This window comes from Micromonospora sp. WMMB482, from assembly GCF_019038635.1.
GTDB lineage: Bacteria > Actinomycetota > Actinomycetes > Mycobacteriales > Micromonosporaceae > Micromonospora > Micromonospora marina.
The window spans coordinates 6789905-6810321 of sequence record NZ_JAHOPD010000020.1; the positions used below are offsets into that span (position 1 = coordinate 6789905).

General features: G+C 69.5%; 15 protein-coding genes. 7 read left to right on the forward strand and 8 right to left on the reverse strand.

Annotated elements, in window-relative coordinates:
* Window positions 1-26 precede the first annotated feature (26 nt).
* The 4 genes from KSK32_RS31915 to KSK32_RS31930 all read right to left on the reverse strand — a co-directional run bounded on the left by KSK32_RS31915 (window position 27) and on the right by KSK32_RS31930 (window position 4860).
* Window positions 27-1664 carry a glycoside hydrolase family 43 protein gene (locus tag KSK32_RS31915; protein WP_216935606.1) on the reverse strand — a complete coding sequence of 546 codons (1638 nt, stop codon included), beginning with the start codon at window positions 1662-1664 and terminating at the stop codon, window positions 27-29.
* Window positions 1661-2542: a carbohydrate ABC transporter permease gene (locus tag KSK32_RS31920; protein ID WP_216935608.1), complete on the reverse strand. Its 882-nt coding sequence runs from the start codon at window positions 2540-2542 to the stop codon at window positions 1661-1663. Before KSK32_RS31920 ends, KSK32_RS31915 begins: the two co-directional genes overlap by 4 nt.
* A gap of 13 nt (window positions 2543-2555) precedes the next feature.
* Window positions 2556-3527: a carbohydrate ABC transporter permease gene (locus KSK32_RS31925; protein WP_254187280.1), complete on the reverse strand. Its 972-nt coding sequence runs from the start codon at window positions 3525-3527 to the stop codon at window positions 2556-2558.
* A gap of 70 nt (window positions 3528-3597) precedes the next feature.
* Window positions 3598-4860 carry an extracellular solute-binding protein gene (locus KSK32_RS31930; protein ID WP_216935615.1) on the reverse strand — a complete coding sequence of 421 codons (1263 nt, stop codon included), beginning with the start codon at window positions 4858-4860 and terminating at the stop codon, window positions 3598-3600.
* 309 nt (window positions 4861-5169) lie between these two features.
* On the opposite strand from KSK32_RS31930, the gene KSK32_RS31935 reads away from it, so the two are divergent.
* On the forward strand, window positions 5170-6207 hold the full coding sequence (locus KSK32_RS31935) for a LacI family DNA-binding transcriptional regulator (protein WP_289256461.1): 1038 nt from the start codon (window positions 5170-5172) through the stop codon (window positions 6205-6207).
* Between the two features lie 41 nt (window positions 6208-6248).
* Here the strand turns inward: KSK32_RS31935 and KSK32_RS33725 are convergent, their stop codons facing one another.
* The gene (locus KSK32_RS33725) at window positions 6249-7871 is read right to left on the reverse strand and encodes an RICIN domain-containing protein (RefSeq protein WP_254187281.1); all 1623 of its coding nucleotides are present in this window, start codon (window positions 7869-7871) and stop codon (window positions 6249-6251) included.
* Window positions 7872-8055: 184 nt separating this feature from the next.
* Between KSK32_RS33725 and KSK32_RS33730 the strand changes: the two genes are divergently transcribed.
* A complete protein-coding gene (locus KSK32_RS33730; protein WP_254187282.1) occupies window positions 8056-9714 on the forward strand; it encodes an RICIN domain-containing protein in 1659 nt (552 codons plus the stop codon).
* A gap of 43 nt (window positions 9715-9757) precedes the next feature.
* Here the strand turns inward: KSK32_RS33730 and KSK32_RS31950 are convergent, their stop codons facing one another.
* A complete protein-coding gene (locus tag KSK32_RS31950) occupies window positions 9758-9955 on the reverse strand; it encodes a substrate-binding domain-containing protein (RefSeq protein WP_289256463.1) in 198 nt (65 codons plus the stop codon).
* A 127-nt stretch (window positions 9956-10082) separates the two neighbouring features.
* Here KSK32_RS31950 and KSK32_RS31955 point away from each other — a divergent pair, with 127 nt between their 5' ends.
* The 3 genes from KSK32_RS31955 to KSK32_RS31965 all read left to right on the forward strand — a co-directional run bounded on the left by KSK32_RS31955 (window position 10083) and on the right by KSK32_RS31965 (window position 15497).
* Window positions 10083-12437, forward strand: a complete 2355-nt coding sequence (locus tag KSK32_RS31955) for an AbfB domain-containing protein (protein WP_216935621.1) — start codon at window positions 10083-10085, stop codon at window positions 12435-12437.
* Between the two features lie 197 nt (window positions 12438-12634).
* A complete protein-coding gene (locus KSK32_RS31960; protein ID WP_254187283.1) occupies window positions 12635-13795 on the forward strand; it encodes an RICIN domain-containing protein in 1161 nt (386 codons plus the stop codon).
* Between the two features lie 166 nt (window positions 13796-13961).
* Complete coding sequence (locus tag KSK32_RS31965) at window positions 13962-15497, forward strand: ricin-type beta-trefoil lectin domain protein (RefSeq protein WP_216935622.1); 1536 nt, start codon at window positions 13962-13964, stop codon at window positions 15495-15497.
* Between the two features lie 79 nt (window positions 15498-15576).
* Here the strand turns inward: KSK32_RS31965 and KSK32_RS33735 are convergent, their stop codons facing one another.
* Window positions 15577-17601 (reverse strand): cellulase family glycosylhydrolase, encoded by a 2025-nt coding sequence (locus tag KSK32_RS33735; RefSeq protein WP_254187284.1) that lies wholly within the window; start codon window positions 17599-17601, stop codon window positions 15577-15579.
* A 411-nt stretch (window positions 17602-18012) separates the two neighbouring features.
* On the opposite strand from KSK32_RS33735, the gene KSK32_RS31975 reads away from it, so the two are divergent.
* Entirely contained in the window at window positions 18013-18501 is a 489-nt protein-coding gene (locus KSK32_RS31975) for a hypothetical protein (RefSeq protein ID WP_216935624.1), read from the forward strand.
* A gap of 241 nt (window positions 18502-18742) precedes the next feature.
* Entirely contained in the window at window positions 18743-19771 is a 1029-nt protein-coding gene (locus KSK32_RS31980; RefSeq protein ID WP_216935626.1) for an FUSC family protein, read from the forward strand.
* A 94-nt stretch (window positions 19772-19865) separates the two neighbouring features.
* Here the strand turns inward: KSK32_RS31980 and KSK32_RS31985 are convergent, their stop codons facing one another.
* Window positions 19866-20336: an SRPBCC family protein gene (locus KSK32_RS31985; protein ID WP_216935628.1), complete on the reverse strand. Its 471-nt coding sequence runs from the start codon at window positions 20334-20336 to the stop codon at window positions 19866-19868.
* Window positions 20337-20417 lie beyond the last annotated feature (81 nt).

The window sequence follows — 20417 nt, forward strand, 5'->3', positions numbered from 1 at the left end:
CGGGTCACCCCACCGCGTCCGACGCGCTACCGCGCCGCCCGGTACGTCGTCCGGTCGAAGTCGGCGTACGCGTCGCCGCCGGTCAGGTCCTGAACCCACAGACCGAAGAAGGCACCCGTGAAGCCCCACACCTCGGGCACCCCGTCGACGATCTCGGTCGCGTGCTCGTCGGAGAGGATCGTCGCGTCGAACACGTCCGGCCACCAAGTCGGCGCCGCCCCCGGCGCGCCCTGGGCGAAGCGCAGTGCCGGCCCGTCCAGCGCGACGTGCAGCTCGACCGGCCCGTGCACCGGCACCGGCCGGCCGAGACGGCGCAACCGTCCACGTCGGCAGGTCAGCACGTCCGCCACCACGCCGACGCCGTCCTGGCAGGTGAGGTGGGCGTAGTACCAGTTGCGGGTGTTGTAGTAGGCGACCACCCCAGCGAGGTGCTGGTACGAGCGGGGGATGAAGTCGACCACCGCCGAGAAGGTGGCGCGTGGGTGCTCGATCCGCCGGGCGACCAGACTCACCCGATGCCGCGACGACGGCGACTGGCCGCCCGCGAGCCGCAGGTGACCGGGGCGTGCGGTCAGCGACAGCCAGTCCGGCGACGGCGGCCGGCGCAGGGTGCTCCAGGCCGGGTCGAGCCGATCGGCGTCGAAGTCGTCGGTCTGCGGCGCCTCCCGCCACGGCCTTGCTGGTAGCCGGGGGCCGGGAACCCGCTCGTGCGGTATGCCGCCCTCGACGCGCGGCCAGCCGTGGACAGTCCAGTCGACGCGCTGCAGCGCGGTTTCCCGACCGAGGACACAGGCGCCCCGGCGGCCGAGCGGGCGCGCGGTGAGGTGCGCGAGATACCACTGGTCGTTCGGGGCGGCGACCAGACTGCCGTGGCCGGCCTTCTGCAGCGGCAGATCCGGGCGGTGGGTCGAGGTGAGCATCGGTCCATCGGGATCGGCGACATATGGGCCGGTCAGCGAGCGGGATCGGGCCACGGTCACCTGGTGCTCCCAACCGGTGCCACCCTCCGCGGTCACGAGGTAGTACCAGTCCCCTCGGCGATACAGATGCGGCCCCTCCGTGAAACCGGCCGGAGTGCCGTCGAAGAGGGTGATCGACTTGCCGACCAGGACACGCCGGCGTCGGTCGTACTCCTGCGCGATGATCCCGCCGGCCCAGGACCGGCCCGGCCGCCAGTCGCAGGCGTTGGACAACAGCCAGCTGCGGCCGTCGTCGTCGTGGAACAGCGAGGGGTCGAAGCCGCGGGCGTGCAACGGCGCCGGGTCGGACCAGGGCCCGTCGATCGACGGTGCGGTGGTGACGAAGTTGGGGGTGTCCCAGAACCCGCCGGTGTACGAGTCGACGTCGGTGAACACCAGGTGGAACTCGCCGTCGACGTGGGACAGGCAGGGTGCCCACACGCCGCCCGAGTCCGGACATCCGGTCAGGTCCAGCAGGCGCCGATCGGTCAGCACACCACCGAGCGGGCGCCAGTGCACCAGGTCCCGGGAGTGGTGCACTCGTACCCCCGGATACCACTCGAAGGTGGAGGTGGCGAGGTAGTAGTCGTCGCCGACCCGCAGGATCGACGGATCGGGGTGGAAGCCGGGCAGCACCGGGTTGCGGATCAGAGCCGTGTCCTCGCCGGCGGGGCCGGGCCGTCCGGGCGCGAGCAGTTCCGTCATCCCTTGACCGCTCCCTGCATGATTCCGCCGACGATCTGTCGGGCCAGAAGGACGAAGACCACGAGCACCGGAAGCACGCCTAGCGTGGCGCCGGTGAGCATCAGGGCGTAGTCGGTGTAGTAGCCGCTGGCCAGCACCGACAACGCCACCTGGACGGTCGGGTTCTCCGGGTTGAGCACCACCAGCGGCCAGAAGAAGTCGTTCCACGCCGTCATGAAGGTGAACAGGCCCAGCACTGCGGCGGCGGGCCGGATCGCCGGAAGCGCGACGTGCCAGAACACCCGGATCAGGCTGCACCCGTCGACCCGGGCCGCCTCGACGAGTTCCGCCGGCACGGTCTCCTCGACCGCCTGTCGCATCCAGAAGACACCGAACGCGGAGACCAGCGCGGGGACGATGAGCGCCTGCAGCCGACCGGTCCAGCCCAACTCGGTCATCAGCAGGTAGAGCGGGATGATGCCGAGCTGGGTCGGCACCATCATGGTGGAGATCACCAGCACGAGCAGGGCGTTGCGGCCCCGGAAGCGCAGGCGGGCGAACGCAAAGCCGGCGAGTGAGGCGAAGAAGACGTTGCCCACCGCGACGGAGGTGGCGACCAGGAACGAGTTGGTCAGCGCCACCCCGAAGTCGGAGCTGTCGAAGACCCGGGCGATGTTGTCCAGCAGGTGCCCACCGGGTGTCAGCGGTGGGGTGGTGTTGCCGATGACGCTGTTGTCGTTGCTGGCGACCACGAAGGTCCAGTAGAGCGGGAACATCGAGGCCACCAGCACGGCGGCGAGGAACAGGTAGATCAATTTCCCGGGCCGGCGGCCGCGCGAGTAGCGGCCCGGCCGGGCCGCGAGAGGGGGCGCGGCACCGACACGCGTGGAGGTCACCATGGTCGTCTTCCCTTCACCGGCTCGCCACCGAGCGCCGGACCGCGAGGAAGTTCACCAGCGCGAACACGGCGATGAGCAGGAACAGCAGCCAGGCGACCGCGGAGGCGGAGCCGGCGTCGAAGAGCGTGAAACCCTTCTCGTAGAGGTACATGGTCACGGTCTGGAACTGGCGGTCCGAGCCGCCGTTGGGCTCACCCTGGCCGTCGAAGAGCAGCGGTTCGGCGAACAGCTGCAGTCCCCCGATCGTCGACACCACTGTGGTGAACAGGATCGTCGGTCGGATCATCGGGACCGTGACGTGCCAGAACGCCGACCAGGCCGAGGCGCCGTCGAGCCGGGCCGACTCGTAGAGGTCGGCCGGCACGGCCTGCATGGCGGCCAGGTAGATCAGCGCGTTGTAGCCGGTCCAACGCCAGATCACGATGACGCTGATGCCCAGGTGCGCGGACCACTTCTCGGCCTGCCAGTTGATCGGGTCGACCCCGACGAAGCCGAGCAGCCAGTTCGCGATCCCGGCGTCCTTGCCGAAGACCTGGGCGAAGACCAGCGCCACGGCGACCACCGAGACGATGTTGGGCACCAGCACGCCGGCCCGCCAGAACGTACGAGCGCGCAGCGTGGTGTTCAGCGCCGCCGCGAGGCCGAGGGCCAGCAGCAGTTGCGGCACGGTGGAGATGACGAACAGGCTCAGGGTGTTGAACAGCGCGTTCCAGAAGTCGCCGTCGGCGAGGAGCGTGCGGTAGTTCTGCACGCCGGTCCAGCCGCCGTCGCCGTTGATCAGGTGCCAGTCGTGCAGCGACATCCAGAACGTGGCGAGCAGGGGGAACAGTCCGAAGGCTCCGAACAGGACGAAGAACGGCGCGATGAACAGGTACGGGGTCGTCCGGCGGTCCAGCATGTCAGCCAGCGTGCGGCGGCGGGCCGCAGGAGGTGGGGTCGCGGGTCGGTGCCGGGCGGCGCGGCGGAGGCTCACGTCGGTGGTCATGTCAACTCCGAGGGTTCGCGTCGGGGCGGGTGGCACGGACATGTCCGTGCCACCCGCGGTCGACAGCCGATCAGCCGAGGGTCTTCCGGGCCTCACCGAGCGCGGCCTGCCAGGCCGCGTCGGGCGACTGCTTGCCCTGCTCGACGCGGGCCAACGCGCGTCCGAAGACCGGCCGGACGTCGCCGTCACGGGTGCCCCGGTAGTTGGGGCGCAGGGTCTCACCCGAGCGGGCGAAGATCTCGCCCACCGGGGCGTTGTTGAAGTACTCGTTGCGGAAGTCGAGTACCGCCGGGTCCTTGAGCGGCCCGGGCTGGGAGGGCAGGCTTCCGACGTTCTGGAAGATCTTGGTCTCCGACTCCGGCGAGGTGAGGAACTTCGCCAGCTCGTACGCCTCCTTGGGGTGCTTGCCCTGCTTCGGCACAGTCAGGAAGGATCCTCCCCAGTTGCCGCCGCTGCCAGGCACCTTGGCGATGTCCCACTTGCCGGCGTTGGCAGGCCCGGAGCCGTCCTTGATCAGGCCGAGCATCCAGCTCGGGCACGGAAGGGTAGCGAACGTGCCCTGCTTGAATCCGACGTTCCACTGCTGGCTGAACGGGTCGAGCTGAGCCGACATGCCCTTGCCGCTGGCCGCCGTGGCGACCTTGGCGAAGGTGTCCTTGATCTGCGGGTTCGTGTCGCCGACGTACTGGTCGCTGGGGTCGAAGTAGCCGTACGGCAACTGGTTGATCATGGCGCTGTAGACGTTGCCGGCGCTGTCGAACCACTTGGCCTTGCTGCCGGAGGCGACGAACCGCTGACCGACCGCGAAGTAGTCGTCCCAGCTCATGTAGAGCTTGGACACCTCGTCTCGGCCGGTCGGCAGACCGGCGGCCTTGAACAGGTCCGCGCGGTAGCACAGCGCGAGACCGCCCATGTCGGTGCCGAGACCCATCACGAACGCGCCGCCGTCGGCGACACCCTGCTCCCACTTCCACGGCAGCCACTGGCTCTTCAGGTCCGCCGCGCCGTAGTCCGCGAGGTTGACGAACTTGTCCTTGGACTGCCGGAACTGCGGCAGGAAGCCCTCCTCCACCGCCTCGACGTCGGCCGCGCCGGAGCCGGCGGCCAGCCGGGTGGCGAGTTGCTTGTGGTGCGGGTCGAACTCCGCCTTGCGGATCTTCACCTCGATGTCGGGGTGCGCGGTCATGTATTCCTTGACCAGGGGCTCGTACCCGAAGTCGCTGAACACCGCGACGGTGAGGGTGGTCTTGCCACCCGAGCCGCCGTCGCCGCCACCGCAGCCGCTCGCGGTCACGGCGAGCGCGGCGGCGATCAGCCCGGCGGCCAACCTCATACCCACGGCTCCGCGACGGAGCGGGGTGCGCCAAGGCGCCATTGTCTGCCTCCTCAATGAGCGGGCCGGCCGGCCCGGGACGCTCTCTTGCTGGTGGAATCCGCCCGGCCGATCCACGACGGTCGCGAACGGTCCGGTGGTGCCGTCGCCAATCAGGCGGAGATCGGCACCGGTGCGGTGCGACACAACGTAGGGCGGCTCGAAACATCGACCAACAAGTTTCGAAACATGTTGGAAACTGTGACCCGGGCGGGGGCAGACTGGCCGGACGCGGCGCATCACCGGGGACCGCGGCGCGAGGGAGGCACCGTGGGAGGCACATCGGCTGCTCCGGCATCCCGGTGCACGCTGGCGACGATCGCCCGGGAGGCGAACGTCTCGGTGCCCACCGTCTCCAAGGTGCTCAACGGGCACAGCGACGTCGCACCGACGACCCGGGCGCACGTGGAGCGGCTGCTCACCCTGCACGGCTACCAGCGACCCCGGGTGCCGCGGCGGACCAGCCGGCGAGGGGATCTCCTCGATCTGGTGATCAACGAGTTGGACAGCGCATGGGCGCTGGAGATCCTGACCGGGGTGGAGGAGGTGGCCGAGGAGGTCAACATGAGCCTCGTCGTCTCGGCCGTGCACAACCGGGCCAGCCTGACCCGACGCTGGCTGGACTCGCTGATCTCCCGGGGCTCGCAGGGTGCGATCCTGGTGCTCTCGGAACTGGCCGAGGAACAGCGGGCCGAGCTGGCCCGGCGGACGCTGCCGTTCGTCGTGGTCGACGGGGTGAGCCTGCCGCCGCCGGAGGTGCCCTCGATCGGCGCCACCAACTTCGGCGGCGGCTACGCCGCCACCGAACATCTCCTCGCTCTGGGTCATCGCCGGATCGGCGTGATCGGCGGTCCGGAGCAGATGTTGTGCACCCGGGCCCGGGTGGCCGGCTACCGGGCCGCGTTGGAGGCGTCGGGCCTGCCCGTGTGCCGTGAGCTGGTGCGCTACGGCGACTTCCACCACACCGGTGGTTTGGCCGCCGCCCAGCGCCTGCTCGCCCTGCCGGAGCCGCCGACCGCCATCTTCGCCGGCAGCGACCAGCAGGCCACCGGCGTCTACGAGGCGGTGCGACAGATCGGGCGCAGCATCCCGCACGACGTCAGCGTGGTGGGCTTCGACGACCTGAACTTCGCCCAGTGGACCGCTCCCCCGTTGACGACCGTGCGCCAGCCACTGCGGGAGATGGGCGTCACCGCCGCCCGGACGCTGCTGCGGATCATCGGTGGCCAGCGACTCGACACCCATCGCATCGAGCTGGCCACGACTCTGGTCCAGCGGGAGAGCACCGCTCCCCCGCCACCGACCTGACCCGGGCCACCGGCTCGCGCCCGGCGGCCCGGTCCACACCGTCAGATCACCTGCCACCGCTGATTGGACTGGTTCGTACCGCAGGCCCAGATCTGCAACCGGGTGCCGTTGGCGGTACCCCACCCGGCCGCGTCGAGACACTTGCCGGAGTTCGGGTTGACCAGGGTGCCGTCGGAGTTGACCAGCCATCGTTGGGCGGCGCTGCCGGCGATGCAGGTCCACAGCCACACCTGACTGCCGTCGGCGGTACCGACTCCGCGGACGTCGAGGCACTTGCCGGATCCGGTGTTGACGAAGGTGTCACCGGCCCGGCGCCAGCGCTGGGCGCCGTTGCCCAGGCAGTCCCACAACTGCACAGCGGTACCGTCCGCCGTGCCGCCGCCGGCCACGTCGACGCAGCGCCCGCTGCCGGCGCCGACGATCGCCCGGTCGGTGCTGCCGGTGCAACGGGTGACGAAGTTGCGCTCGGTCAGCCCTCGGCAGAACGAGGCGCGCGCCTCCGCGTAACGGGACAGCCGGCCGTCGACGAACCAGGTCGAGTTGACCGGAAAGTCGAAGGATCCGTCGTTGACGCCGTCCCAGCCGTAGCGGAAGTCGAGGTTGATGTAGACCGCGGCGCGGATCACGCCGCGCAGGTCGTAGCTGCCTGACATGTTCGGGATCGGACCCACGTAGTCCATCAGCGAGAACAGCCGCCGAACCCACAGGTCACCACGCTGCGGTTCCAGGCCGACGGTGTCGGCGCCGTTGTCGGTGAAGTTCATCATCCCGGCCTCCGAGACGATCATCGGCTTGCCGTGGTCCTTGGCGAACTTCATCATCTTCAACACGTTCGCGTCGTGGTCCCAGTTGCGCCACACCGCTGCCGGATTGCCGGCCGCGTCCGTACCGACGTAGGCATTGCGGCACTGCGAGGCCGCCGTGTCGTAGTTCTGCGGTGGGGTGCCGTTGTAGAGGTAACCGTTGTCGTAGATCGGCAGGCACAGCTCGTGGGCGAAGACCGAGACGCCGATCCAGTCGGTGACCGCGTCACCCGGGTAGAGCTTCTCGAACTCGCCCCGCACCGGGTGGAACACGTAGGTGACATTGTCCTGCCGCTTGGCGGCGTTGATCAACGAGCGCACCTTCGCGAACGCGTTCCGGTAGGACGCGCACGAGGCGTCGGTGCAGTGGTAGAACGACGACACCTCGTAGTCGACGCGGAGAAAGAACTTCGCCGCGGGATACTGATTGACGAAGGCGATCAGGTTGCCGAACTGGGCGTCGTGACGCCCGTCGGCGATCTCCTGGGTCACCGCGCGCGAGCGGGCCGCCTTGGCGTTCTCGTCGCCGCCGGTGTAGCCGGGCGGGTTGTCCTTCCAGGAGATACCCACCTGGACCATCCGGCCCTGCTGAGCGAGTTGGGTGGCGTGGTCGCGGTGGCCGGGGTTGACCCAGGTGCCGGACCTCACCTCGTAGTACACCGAGCCGCCGGACGGCGGCGCAGCGAACGAGGTGTAGTCGTTCCAGGCGGCGGCGGTGGACTGGCCGACGAACAACAGCCGGCCGCCGTCGGCCGGGAGAAAGGTCGCGGCCGACGCGGGGGTGGATGTGGATAACACGGTGACGACGCCGACGACCATCAGCAGGGCCGCGAGCATCGCCAGGGGACGGGTACGTGACATGGGCGAACGCTAGGCAGCCGGCCGCCGCGACGTCGACGTTTTTCGATAATCGATTGTTGCCGGCGTGTTTCGAAACTACGGGACTTTCGATCGAAACGTCGTTACGTTCCGGCCGTCGTCCCCACGCCGGATCGTCCCGGCGAAGGGCCGGCACCCCCCACCACCTCCGAACCAGGGAGCTTCGATGCGGACCATCCGCTCGACCGGCGGCGCACGCCGGTCCCGTACCCTGATACGCGCCGCGCTCGCCCTCGTCCTCGCGACGACCGCGAGCATCGGTGGTCTGATTCCCGCGCCCCCCGCGAGCGCCGCGGTCAGCGGCCGAAACCTTCCCGCCGATGGGAAGGTCCGCCTGTTCATGGGGCAGGACTCAAGCACGTTGACCGACTACAAGCGCGACGTCCTGGACACCGATCCGACCGCACCGCGCCCCGGCGGGGTAACCCTGTACACCAACCTGCTGCTGGGCGGGGACCCACCGCCGCTCGCCGGTTTCTACGGCCCGGTCAACTGGGGCTCGGGCACTGTCGACTTCCCGGCCACGCTCGCGCAGTACCCGGACGCGGCGCTCGCCGTCGGCCTCTACCTGTCCGACGCCAGCACGGGGTGCAACAACCAGCCCCTGCGCGCCATCATCGGTCGCCCGGACGCCGACGTGGTCAACCTGACCGCCGGTTACCGGCAGAAGGTCGACGAGATGGTCACCTGGCTCAAGAACACCGGACGAGAGGTGTTCCTGCGCATCGGCTACGAGTACGACGGGCCGTGGAACTGCTACAACGCCGACTACTACAAGGAGGCGTTCCGCTTCGTCAAGAGTCGCATCGACGCGCTCGGCGCGAGCCGGGTCGCCACCGTCTGGCAGTCCGCCGGTTGGCCGATCGACGAGCACACCGACCACCCGGAGTGGAACTACGTGGTCACGGCCGCCAACCACTTCGATGCCTGGTACCCGGGCGACCAGTACGTCGACTGGGTCGGCCTGTCCGCGTTCTACGGCGCCACCTACCAGCGCTACCAGTGGTCCTGCCGCGCCCCGAACACCTCGCCGAGAGCGTTGCAGGACCGGGCGCTGAACTTCGCCCGCGGGCACGGCAAGCCGGTCATGATCGCCGAGGCCGCGCCGCAGGGCTTCACCACCGGCGCCAAGACCTCCAGCTGCATCTTCGCGAAGAACCCGCAGCCGATCAGCGCGACCGCGCTCTGGGACACCTGGTACGCCGACTTCTTCGGCTACGTCAACGCCAACACCGACGTCATCCGGGCCGTCGCCTACATCAACACGAACTGGGACGCCCAGACGCAGTGGCAGTGCAACGGCGCTCCCGCCGGCCAGCCCGGCTGCGCCAACGGTTACTGGGGCGACTCGCGTATCCAGGCCGATCCCACCATCCGCAGCCGGTTCCTCACCGAGATCCGCAAGTCGATCTACGTCGGCGGCGCCACCGCCACGAGCACCGTGATCCGCGGGCAGGGCAGCAACCGCTGCCTCGACGTGGCCGGAGGTGGCACCGCCGACGGCACCAACATCATCCTCTGGGACTGCTGGGGCGGCGCGCCACAACAGTGGCGCCGCTCCGGCGACACCTTCGTCAACCCCCAGTCCGGCAAGTGCCTCGACGTGCGCGGCAACGGCACCGCCAACGGCAGCGAGGTGTGGCTCTGGACCTGCATCGCCGGCAGCGGCGCCCAGCGCTGGGTCCAGCAGAGCAACGGCACCCTGCTCAACCCGCAGTCGGGCAGGTGTCTGGACGCGGACGGCTGGGGCACCGCCAACGGCACCGAGCTGATCATCTGGGCGTGCGGCACGAACCAGTCGAACCAGATCTGGCGACTGGGCTGATTCGCGGAGCGGGTCCCTGCTGCCCGGCAGGGATCCGCTCTCGTCACCGGGCGGGGCGGGTGCTCTCCCGCTCGACCAGATGGAACGCGGGTTGCGCATGCATCGGCGGACCACCTTCGCCCTCGATCCGGGCCACCAATCGCCGGACCGCCAGCCGGCCGGTCTCCCGCTTGTCCGGGGCAATGCTGGTCAAGGTGGGGTTACTGAAGCGACCCTCCTCGATGTCGTCGATGCCGGCCACCGCGACGATCGCCCCCGGAAATCCCACCGACATCCGGGCCCGGACCCGACCGACCGGCCGCCCCGACACCCACCGCCAGCCGCCAGTGGCGCAGCTCGGTCCTGACGGCCCGTCCGATGGAGACGGCATGACACGTCCCGATCCCGTCCGCCTCGCCGCACCCCTGCTGGCTGTCCTCGCCCTGATCGCCGGCCTGCTCACCCCGCCGGCCGCACCGGCGCGCGCCGTGCCGGCGAAGAACCCGCCGCTGACCACCCCCTGGACCGCTCAGGCACTCAACGGCACGCCACTGCCGGACTATCCGAGACCACAGATGACCCGCCCGGACTGGCTCAACCTCAACGGCGAGTGGCAGCTACGCCAGTCCACCACCGACGACGCCCCCCAGTTCAACACCGACCTGCCCGAGCGGATCAACGTGCCGTTCCCGGTGGAGAGCGCGCTGTCCGGGGTGCGGCGGGCGGCCGGCGACAACCGCAACTACCTGTTCTACCGCCGTACCGTCACGGTGCCGACGAACTGGAGCGGGCGCCGCGTCCTGCTGCACTTCGGCGCCGTCGACTGGCAGACCACCGTCTGGGTCAACGGCACCGCCGTCGGCGGGCACACCGGCGGCTACGACGCGTTCACCTTCGACGTCACCCCGCACCTGCGCGGCGGCACCAACGAGATCGTGGTGAAGGTCTGGGATCCGACCGACAGCCGGCAGAACGGCAGTCTGCCGCCGATCGGCAAGCAGACCAAGCAACCCGGCGGCATCTTCTACACGCCGAGCTCGGGCATCTGGCAGACGGTGTGGCTGGAACCGGTGCCGGCGGCCTCGATCAGCAGCGTCGACCTCTATCCGAACCTCGCCGACAACACGCTCCGCGTCCGGGTCTTCACCCGCGGGGACGTCAGCGGGCACAGCGTCGTGGCCGAGGCGCTCAACGGTTCCACCGTGGTCGGCTCCGCCACCGGCGGCTTCACCGAGTTCACGGTGCCCGTACCGAACGCCCGGCGGTGGTCGCCCGACGACCCGTTCCTCTACAACCTGCGGGTCACCCTGCGCAACGCCGCCGGCGGCCAGGTCGACCGGACCACGCACTACTTCGGCATGCGCGAGATCAGCACCGGCTTGGTCAACGGCGTCCTGCGGCCCAAGCTCAACGGCCAGTTCGTCTTTCAGACCGGCACGCTGGACCAGGGATTCTGGCCGGACGGGCTCTACACCGCGCCCACCGACGCCGCGCTCGCCTTCGACCTGCAGAAACACAAGGATCTGGGCTTCAACATGGTGCGCAAGCACATCAAGGTCGAACCGCAGCGCTGGTTCTACCACGCCGACCGCCTCGGTCTGCTGGTGTGGCAGGACATCCCCTCGTTGACTGCGCAGGACATCAATGCCACGGACGCGCAGCAGGCGCAGCTCGAGACCGAAGCCCGCGAGATCGTGGAGGAGCACCGCAGCTCCCCGGCGGTGGTTACCTACACCGTCTACAACGAGGGTTGGGGAGAGCGCGCACTCAGCGACACCCGCCGGGTCGCCCAGAACGTGAAGAACCAGGACCCGACCCGACTGGTAAACGCGCACAGCGGCTACAACTGTTGCCAGTCGCTGGGCAACCCGGGCAACGGCGACATCGACGACTGGCACATCTACCTCGGACCCGACTCACCCGTGCCGTCGAGCAGCCGGATCGCGGTGCTCGGCGAGTTCGGCGGCCTGGGCCTGCGAGCGCCCGGCCACGAGTGGAGCCCGAACGGCAACTTCTTCGCCTACGAATGGCAACCCAACTCGACTGCGCTGACCGACCGCTATGTCGGCCTCGCTCAAGGCACACAGAACCTGATGCTCGGCAAGGGACTGAGCGCCTCGGTCTACACCGAGATCGCCGACCAGGAGGGTGAACTCAACGGATTCCTCACCTACGACCGGCAGGTCGTCAAGATGGACCAGGCCCGCGTGCGGGCCGCCAACCTGTCCCTCATCAACGCGTCGAAGTCGATCGGCAACTCGGCCCCGGTGGCACTGCCGCTGAACACCCGACGGTCCCTCCAGGTCACGACGCCCGGCTACACCAACCGGTACCTGCGGCACCGGGACAGCCTCGCCTACACGGAGGTGGTGGATGCGGCCAGCTCCGCGCTGCTCAAGAACGACGCCACCTACACCGTCCGGACCGGTCTGGCCGACCCGGCCTGCTACTCGTTCGAGTCGGTCAACTTCCCGGGCCAGTTCCTGCGGCACCAGGAATCACGGGTGCGCAACTCACCCAACGACGGCTCGGCGCTTATGCGCGCCGATGCGACCTGGTGCGCGCGGGTCGGCGTCACAGGCAGCGGCGTCTCGTTGGAGTCGTACAACTTCCGCGGCAAGTATCTGCGGCACTACAACTCCGAGGTCTGGCTGAGCAACGGCACGGGCGGTGAGGCGTGGAACTCCCCCACGCTGTGGGCCGCGGACAGCACCTGGAACATCGCAGCTCCCTGGGTGCCCTGACGCGCACCGGTCCAGGACGCCGGATGGACTCCGGCGTCCTGGACCGCCGTCGGCGTCGAGGTTTCGAAACGTCTCGGCGCACAGTACCCGTCGATCGACACTTGCCACAGCCTCGCCGGGCCCGCACCGGCGCGCACCGGCGGACGAGCCGTCGCGGGTCCCACACCTGACGCACGCCGGAGATCGGAGACCCCTCCATGACACGCTCCCTGATCCGACGGCTGTTCCGCTCGGCGGCAACGGTTGCCCTCGGCACCACCACTCTGCTGGGGGCGGGACCCGGCGCTCCGTCGGCCCACGCCGCCGCGGCCGCACCCCAGGTGTCGCTGCGCTTCCTGATGATCGTCAAGCCGGTGTCGCAGGTGCCCAACCTGTCGGCCACGCTCAGCCCGGCACAGGTCGACGCGGCCAGCACCGCCTTCCTCAGCACGTTCCCACGCATGGTCGAGGACCTGACCAACGGCACCGTGGACATGAACACGCAGGTGGTCATCTCGCCCCGACCGCTCACCTCGATCGGGTACGCGGGCCTGATGGTCGAGCCCGGCAACATCCCGGAGGACGTCGCCGAGTTCGTGCACCCCGAGGAGTGGGACGGCGTTTTCGTCTACAACGCGTTCCGACCACACGCCTACTTCTCCAGCGGCGCGCCCGGGCCATACAACACCGGTTGGAGCAGCGTCAACGCCCGCGACGATCTGGGCTACCACCAGGACGCGCTGGCCGGCTGGGTGCACGAGATGCTGCACCAGCTCGGTGAGCAGTACTACTTCCAGCAGCGTGGCGTCCCCGGCGCGGTCGACCTGCACTCCGCCGCCGACCACGGCTACACCCAGAACCAGTACGGACTCCCGTACTGGATCGGCTGGTACCGCGACTTCCTCAACGGCACCATCCCGGGCAACCTCGGCCTCGGCGCGAAGGCATGGACGCTCGGCAACCGGCGTGGCGTCCCCGGCCTGCCGGTCCAGCCGGACCGGATGATCGCGGGCGCCGGATCCGGCCGCTGCGTCGACGTCTCCGGCGGGCGTAGCGCCGACGGCACCCGGGTCCAGCTCTGGGACTGCCACGGCGGGCCGGAGGTGCGCTGGCGCTGGCGGGGCAACACACTGGTCAACACCGCCACGAGCAAGTGCCTCGACGTCTCCGGCGGCCGGACGGCCGGCGGCACCGTGGTGCAGTTGTGGACCTGCCTCGGAAACGGCGCGCAGCAGTGGTTGGCCGTCGACGGCGCCCTGCGCAACCCGCAGTCCGGCAAGTGCCTCGACGCCGATGGCTGGGGCACCGTCAACGGCACCCGTTTGATCATCTGGGAGTGCGGCAGCCGCCAGTCCAACCAGACGTGGAGCTTCCGCTGACGTCCGCGCGGTGACCGGCGCTCGTCCCGTCGACCGGCGAGACGAGCGGCCCACCCGCGAGAAGGAATCGAGAGTTTTCTATTGACAAGGATTATTTACGGTTTCACGCTGAGAGCGCTCTCCCACGTCGCCTCCGACGTGTCGGCGAACAACCGGAAGGAGTTCGATGATCAGGACAATGGCGCTGCTCACCGCCGTGACGCTCGGGCTGTCGGCACCGGCGGCCCCGACGGCGGCACCCACCGCACACGACCCCGGGGCGCGACCAGCGGTGGCCGGCCTGCCGTCCGGCATGGCCGCCGCGATGCGCCGCGACCTGCACCTGACCGACGATCAACTCACCGCCCGACTCACGGCCGAGGCCGCCGCGGCCGTGGTCGACCGGCGGCTACGCTCGCGCCTCGGCACCCGGTACGCCGGCTCGTGGCTGGAGGCGGACGGCCTCCTCACGGTCGCCGTCGCCGACGCGTCCACTGCCGCCGCGGTCCGGGCCGAGGGTGCCCGACCCCGGCTCGTCCCTCGAACGCTCGCGACCTTGTCCTCGGCGCGTACCGCCCTCGACCGCAGCGCCACCGGCCGACCCCCCGGCGCCGCCGTCCGGGGATGGTACGTGGACGTCGCCGCAAACCAGGTGGTGGTGCGGATCGCGCCGGGGCAGGAACGCGCCGGCCGAGCGCTCGTGCGCGGCGCCGGCCTCGCCGACACGCTCGTCCGCTACGCGCCGACACCCGACGCGCCGCGCCCGATGTACGACATCCGCGGCGGCGACCAGTTCGTCATCAACGGCAACGTGCTCTGCTCGGTCGGCTTCGCCGTGGTCGGCGGTTTCGTCACCGCCGGTCACTGCGGAGCCACCGGCAGCCCCACCCGTGGCTTCAACAACGCCGCCCAGGGCACCTTCGCCGGCTCGTCGTTCCCCGGCAACGACTACGCCTGGGTGCGCACCAACGGCGACTGGACGTCGCGCCCCTGGGTGAACAACTACGCCGGCGGTAACGCTCCCGTCGCCGGCTCCCGCGACGCGGTGATCGGCAGTTCGGTGTGCCGGTCGGGACGGACGACCGGCTGGCGCTGCGGCACCCTCCTGGGTCGGGAGGAGACGGTCAACTACGCGCAGGGCGCGGTCTACGGACTCAGCCGCAGCAACGCCTGCGCCGAGGGCGGCGACTCCGGCGGCGCATGGCTCTCCGGCGACCAGGCCCAAGGCGTCACCTCCGGCGGATCGGGCAACTGCTCCACCGGCGGCACGATGTGGTTCCAGCCGGTCAACGAGATCCTCGGCACCTACGGACTGAGCCTGGTCACCACCGGCGGCGGCTCCGGCACCCGGATCATCAGCAACTGGAACAACAAGTGCATCGACGTGCCCAACTCGAACTTCTCCGACGGAGTGCCGTTGCAGGCCTGGACGTGCAACGGCACGGCGGCCCAGGGGTGGACGTTCACCGGCGGCAGCCTACGCACGCAGAACAACAAGTGCATGGACGTCGCCTGGGGCTCCCGGGACAACGGCGCGGTCATCCAGATCGCCAACTGCAGCGGCAACCCCGCCCAGCAGTTCGTGCTCTCGGCCGCCGGAGACCTGGTCAACCCGCAGGCCAACAAGTGCGTCGACATCAAGGACTGGAACGGCAACGACGGCGCGCGGTTGATCCTCTGGGAGTGCGCCGGCACCGCCAACCAGAAGTGGCGCACCGGCTGATCCGAGGCGTGACACGGCGTCCCGTCCGGGCCGGTCCGAGGTGGGCCGCGGATGGGACGCCGTGCCGCTCAGCAACGCGTCAGCTCAGGCGCCACCGCTGGTTCCCGCCCAGCGGCCGGCCGCATTCCCAGATCTGCAGTCGTGTGCCGTTGGTCGTCCCGTACTCGACCGCGTCCAGGCACTTGCCCGAGTTCGGGTTGACCACCGAGCCGTCGCTGTTGACCACCCACTGCTGGGCGCCGTTGTTCAGGCAGGTCCACAACTGCACCACGCTGCCGTTGGCGGTACGCCCGCCGGAGACGTCCAGGCACTTGCCGGAGTTGGGGTTGACGAACGTGTTGCCGGATCGCCGCCACTGCTGCGCCGGGTTGTTGAGGCAGTCCCAGAGTTGGACCACCGTCCCGTCGGCGGTGCGCCCACCGGACACGTCCACGCACCGGCCGGACGCCTGCCCGATGATCGTCGTCGTCGGGCCACCGCCTCCCCCGCTGGTGGTCACGGTGAGCGCGGCGGACGGCGCGGACACGTTGCCGGCGGCGTCCCGGGCGCGCACGGTGTAGCGGTAGGCCGTGCCGGCGGTGAGGCCGACGTCGGTGTAGGCGGTGCCGACGACCGGGGAGCCGTTGACCTTCGCGCCCTCGCGGTAGACGTCGTAGCCGGTGACGCCGACGTTGTCGGTCGAGACGGTCCAGGCCAGCGCGACCGACGAGGCCGTCACGCCGGTGGAGCGCAGGCCGGCCGGTGCGCTCGGCGGGCTGGTGTCGCCGCCGCCACCACCGCCTCCGTAGACGTCGGAGACGCTCTTGCCGGTCGTCGAGCCGACGCCGCCGAGTGGCACCTGGTGGTCCAGGCTGACGAACTTGCCGCCGTGCTGCCAGAGGGCCGGCTTGAGCAACGCGTACTTCTGCTCGTCCCAGGTCTTCCAATCGTCGAGCAGCAGTCCACCGGTGTCACCCGAGTTCGGGTTCAACACCCAGAACGTCTGGTGCAGTCGGTGCTCGACGATGGTGTCCCGCAGCGCGGTCATCCAGCGGTCCTGTCGGGCGTCCTGACCGAGCCGGCCGCCCCACTCCCCGATCAGCAGCGGTGCGATGTTCTGCTTGTGGATGTAGAGCCAGTTCGGGTCCCACACGTCCGCGGTGAGCGTGGCCCTGTCGAACGGCTTCTGGAACCAGGGCTGCTCCCAGACCAGGGGTCCGTAGTCGTGCGGCGAGTAGACGAGCTGGTCCTGCTGGGACCCGAGGTCGACCGGATACTGGCGGACGCCGCGCAGGTTGCCGCCCCACCAGTTGAAGTGGTAGTCGCCCTCGACGGTGGAGTTCCAGTTCACGCCGTCTCGCGGGTAGATCTCGATGCCCTCGCAGAGGATGAGCACGTTCGGGTTGAGCGCGAGGATCCGGCGTCCCGCCACCTGGCAGGTGTTCTTGAAGTTGTCCTGGTCGGTGGACCCGTTCCACTTCGCCCGGGGCGACTCGGTGTGCTTGCCGTGCGGCTCGTTCTTGATGTCCATCGCCACGAGCGTGTCGTTGTTCTTGTAGCGGTTGGCCACCCACTCCCATGCCTGGTAGAACAGCTCCGGGGTGACGCTGCCCTTCCACCAGACCGGATAGATGTGGCCCGAGTTGTCCGCCTCGGCGCTGTGCACGTCGAGCAGAACCTTGATGCCGAAGCGAGCACACAACTGGAGGAAGTAGTCCCAGACCTGGAGCGTGGTCATGCCGGCCAGTTCGGGATTGGCCCAGGTGTTCACTCCGGACGGCACCGCGGCCTGGCCGTTGCGCCACTCGAGGAGCAGTTGGGTGGAGATCGGCACCCGGACGATGTTGATTCCGCGGTTCGCCATCGACCTGGTGATCTCGGTGATGTTGCCGGACCACAGGCCGTGGAAGACCCGTTCGGTGGCGTTGAACCCGAACCAGTTCGTCCCGGTCAACCAGACCGCGTTGCCGGCGGCGTCGACGATCTGGTTTCCCTGGACGTGCAGCCAGTCGTCGCCGGCGGCGGGCGCCGCCACAGACCCGTCGACCATGAGCGAGGCAACGGGCTGCGCCTGCGCGCCGTTGGGCGTGAGCATCGTCGCAGCGGCCACGACGGCAACGATCATTCGGGCGACTCCTCGTCGCATGACGGGAGAGCGCGGATGACACCGGATGGAAAAAATTTTCATTCGCAATCCCCAAAGCTGGTGTGGTGGAGCGGAATGGGAGCGCTTCCATCGAAGCTTGTGATATGCGGTTGGGTGCCGGCCAGAGATTTCGAAAACGCTTGGCGGCCCCTGGCCGCGTTAGCGCCTCGGCTTCCGGGGTACGCGACGGGCGACGTCACCCTGCTCGACCTCGCCGGTGGGTACGTGCTCGACGCCTCCACCTCTCGGCCAGGTCACTCTGACGCCGGGCGTGGTCTGCGCAGCGGCTTCCCACCATTCCCGCACGCCGCAGCCCGGAAGCGTCAATCCGTCGATCCCGCCCCGGCATGACAGGCGCACGGGGTCGACCTCGACGACTGGGAGGGCGACGTGATCGGACCGGTGCAGCTGATGATGATCGGATTCCGCGGGAATCGAATTCCCCGTGAAGTGCACGACGTGGTGTGCTCTCTCATGCGCGACGAATCCTGCGTCCATGTGCTCGACATGTGGTCCGTCGCGATGCGTCCGGACCGCACCATGCGGGAGCTTACGGATTCCGACCTGGCGCGGACCTGGTCGGGGACGCCCGGACGGCTGCTGAGCAGGTTGATCACAGAAGCGGGCGCGGAGGCGTCGCTGACCAGCGAGCCGACGACGGACGACAACGGTTTGTTCATTGCCGGTCGAATCGGTTCACTGCGGCAGCAGATGCCGGCCGGCAGCGGCGTCCTGATCCTCCTGGTCGAGCACGTGTGGGCCGTTCCCCTCGGTGGTGTCGTCAACCGGTGCCACGGTTTTCCCGTCACCGACGGGTGGGTGGGCAGCACGGCACTGGAACACCTCGGTCTCGACCCGGGGGCAACCGGTCCCCTCTGACGTCCGGATCCAGTCAACAGGCACTCGACCCGCTCACGCGAGCACGTGAGATCCGCCCGCTTGTCCACGGAGAGTTCGGGTATCTCGCGTCATGCGAGGGCGCAGTGACTCTTCCGCCGACACGCGACCCGGTGGCCGAAGCGGCGACCACGATGCCCGCGCAGAGGCGGTCCTCCGGCGGTGGAAATCGCAACGACGACCCAGCCTCCGCAATCGACGCCGTCAACTGGGCATCTACCTCGTGGTCGCGATCCAGGCAGGCCTCGCCGCCGGTCTCGCCTGGACGGCCGCCGGCGCCGTCGCCCTCGACAACAACCCGGTCTTCGCGCCCATCGCCGCTGTCGGCACGGTCGCTGCCGCCGCGGGGCAGCGACTGCGGCGGACGGTCGAACTCGTCGTGGGAGTGGCGCTGGGCGCGGCCGTCGCCGACGGACTCGTCGTGGTCGTCGACCGCGGAGCCTGGCAGATCGCGGTGATCGCAGCGGTCACGATCGCGACCGCCATCGCGGTCGTCGGACGCGGTAGCCTGAGCACCCAGGCCGGCGGCACCGCCGTCCTGGTGACGAGCGTCGCCCCCGCCAGCGAACGGGTCGACGCGCCGCAGGTCTTCAACGCTGTCCTCGGGGGCACCAGCGCACTGGTCGTGGTGCTCCTGCTGTTACCACTCAACCCCCTGCGCATCGTCGAACGCGCCGCCGGCCCGGAGTTGGACGACCTGTCCCACCAGCTCACCGAGGTGGGTCACGCACTGGTCCGCCGCGACCCGGCAGCCGTCGCCGACTCGCTCCAGGGACTTCGAAGCATGGGGGCGCAGCTCACCCAACTCTCCGACGCCGTTCAGGGTGGGCTCGAAGTGGTCAGGTACTCACCGCAGCGCTTCCGCTGGCGCAGCACGCTGCGGGAGTATCGCATCGGCGCCGAACACCTCGACCGGGCCGTGCTGGGTGCCCGTGGCCTGGCCCGGCGCGCGTACACGGCGATCAGTGACGACGAGCCGATCCCGGCTGTCCTCGGTCATGCCGTCGTCGACCTGGGCCACGCCGTAGGAAGCCTGCACGCCGAGTTCGTGCGGGGGCGCGAACCGTCCTCGGCACGACACCACGCACTGCGGGCCGTCCACCAGGCCGGTCACGCCGCGCGCGACGGCCTGGGCCTCTCCGGAACCGTGGTCATGGCCCAGATCCGCACCATCGCCCGAGATCTGCTGCGCGCCACCGCGATCTCCCGTACCGACGCCAACCGGATGGTCCGGCAGGCCACGCAGCGATGAGGGCCGTCGCCCGCCGGACGCTGCTGCGCCGCGCACCCGCGTAGAACTGAAGTAACGGAGCCGAGGTGCCGGCAGAGCGGCACCGAAACGCCGATCAGGACGTAGCGTCGGGGCGGTCGACCTCGCCGCGCCAGGCGCCGGTGGGGTTGCCCCGGCTCTCGATAAACTCCTTGAACCGCTTCGCATCGGCCTTCACCTGGTGACTGTCCACCCCGACCGCGCTGCCGGCCTTCTCCACCAGACCCTCCGGCTCCCAGTCGAGCTGGATCGTCACGCGCGTCTCGTCCTGCGCGAGCCGGTGGAACGTGACCACACCGGCGTGCTTCGTGTCGCCGCCGGTGCTCTTCCAGGCCACCCGCTCGTCGGGGTGCTGTTCGGTGATCTCCGCGTCGAACTCCCGGGTCACCCCGGCCACCTTGGTGACCCAACGCGTGTGGGTCGCGTCGATCTGCGTGATCGACTCGACGTTGTCCATGAACTGCGGAAACGACTCGAACTGCGTCCACTGGTCGTACACCGCCCGGATCGGCACCCGGACGTCGACGGACTCGGTCACGGTACTCACGGAACCCCCTCGAACGACGGAACGTCACGTCGTAGTGCCCCCACGTACCCGATTCAATCCCGAGCCCACCGAGGAGCTTCG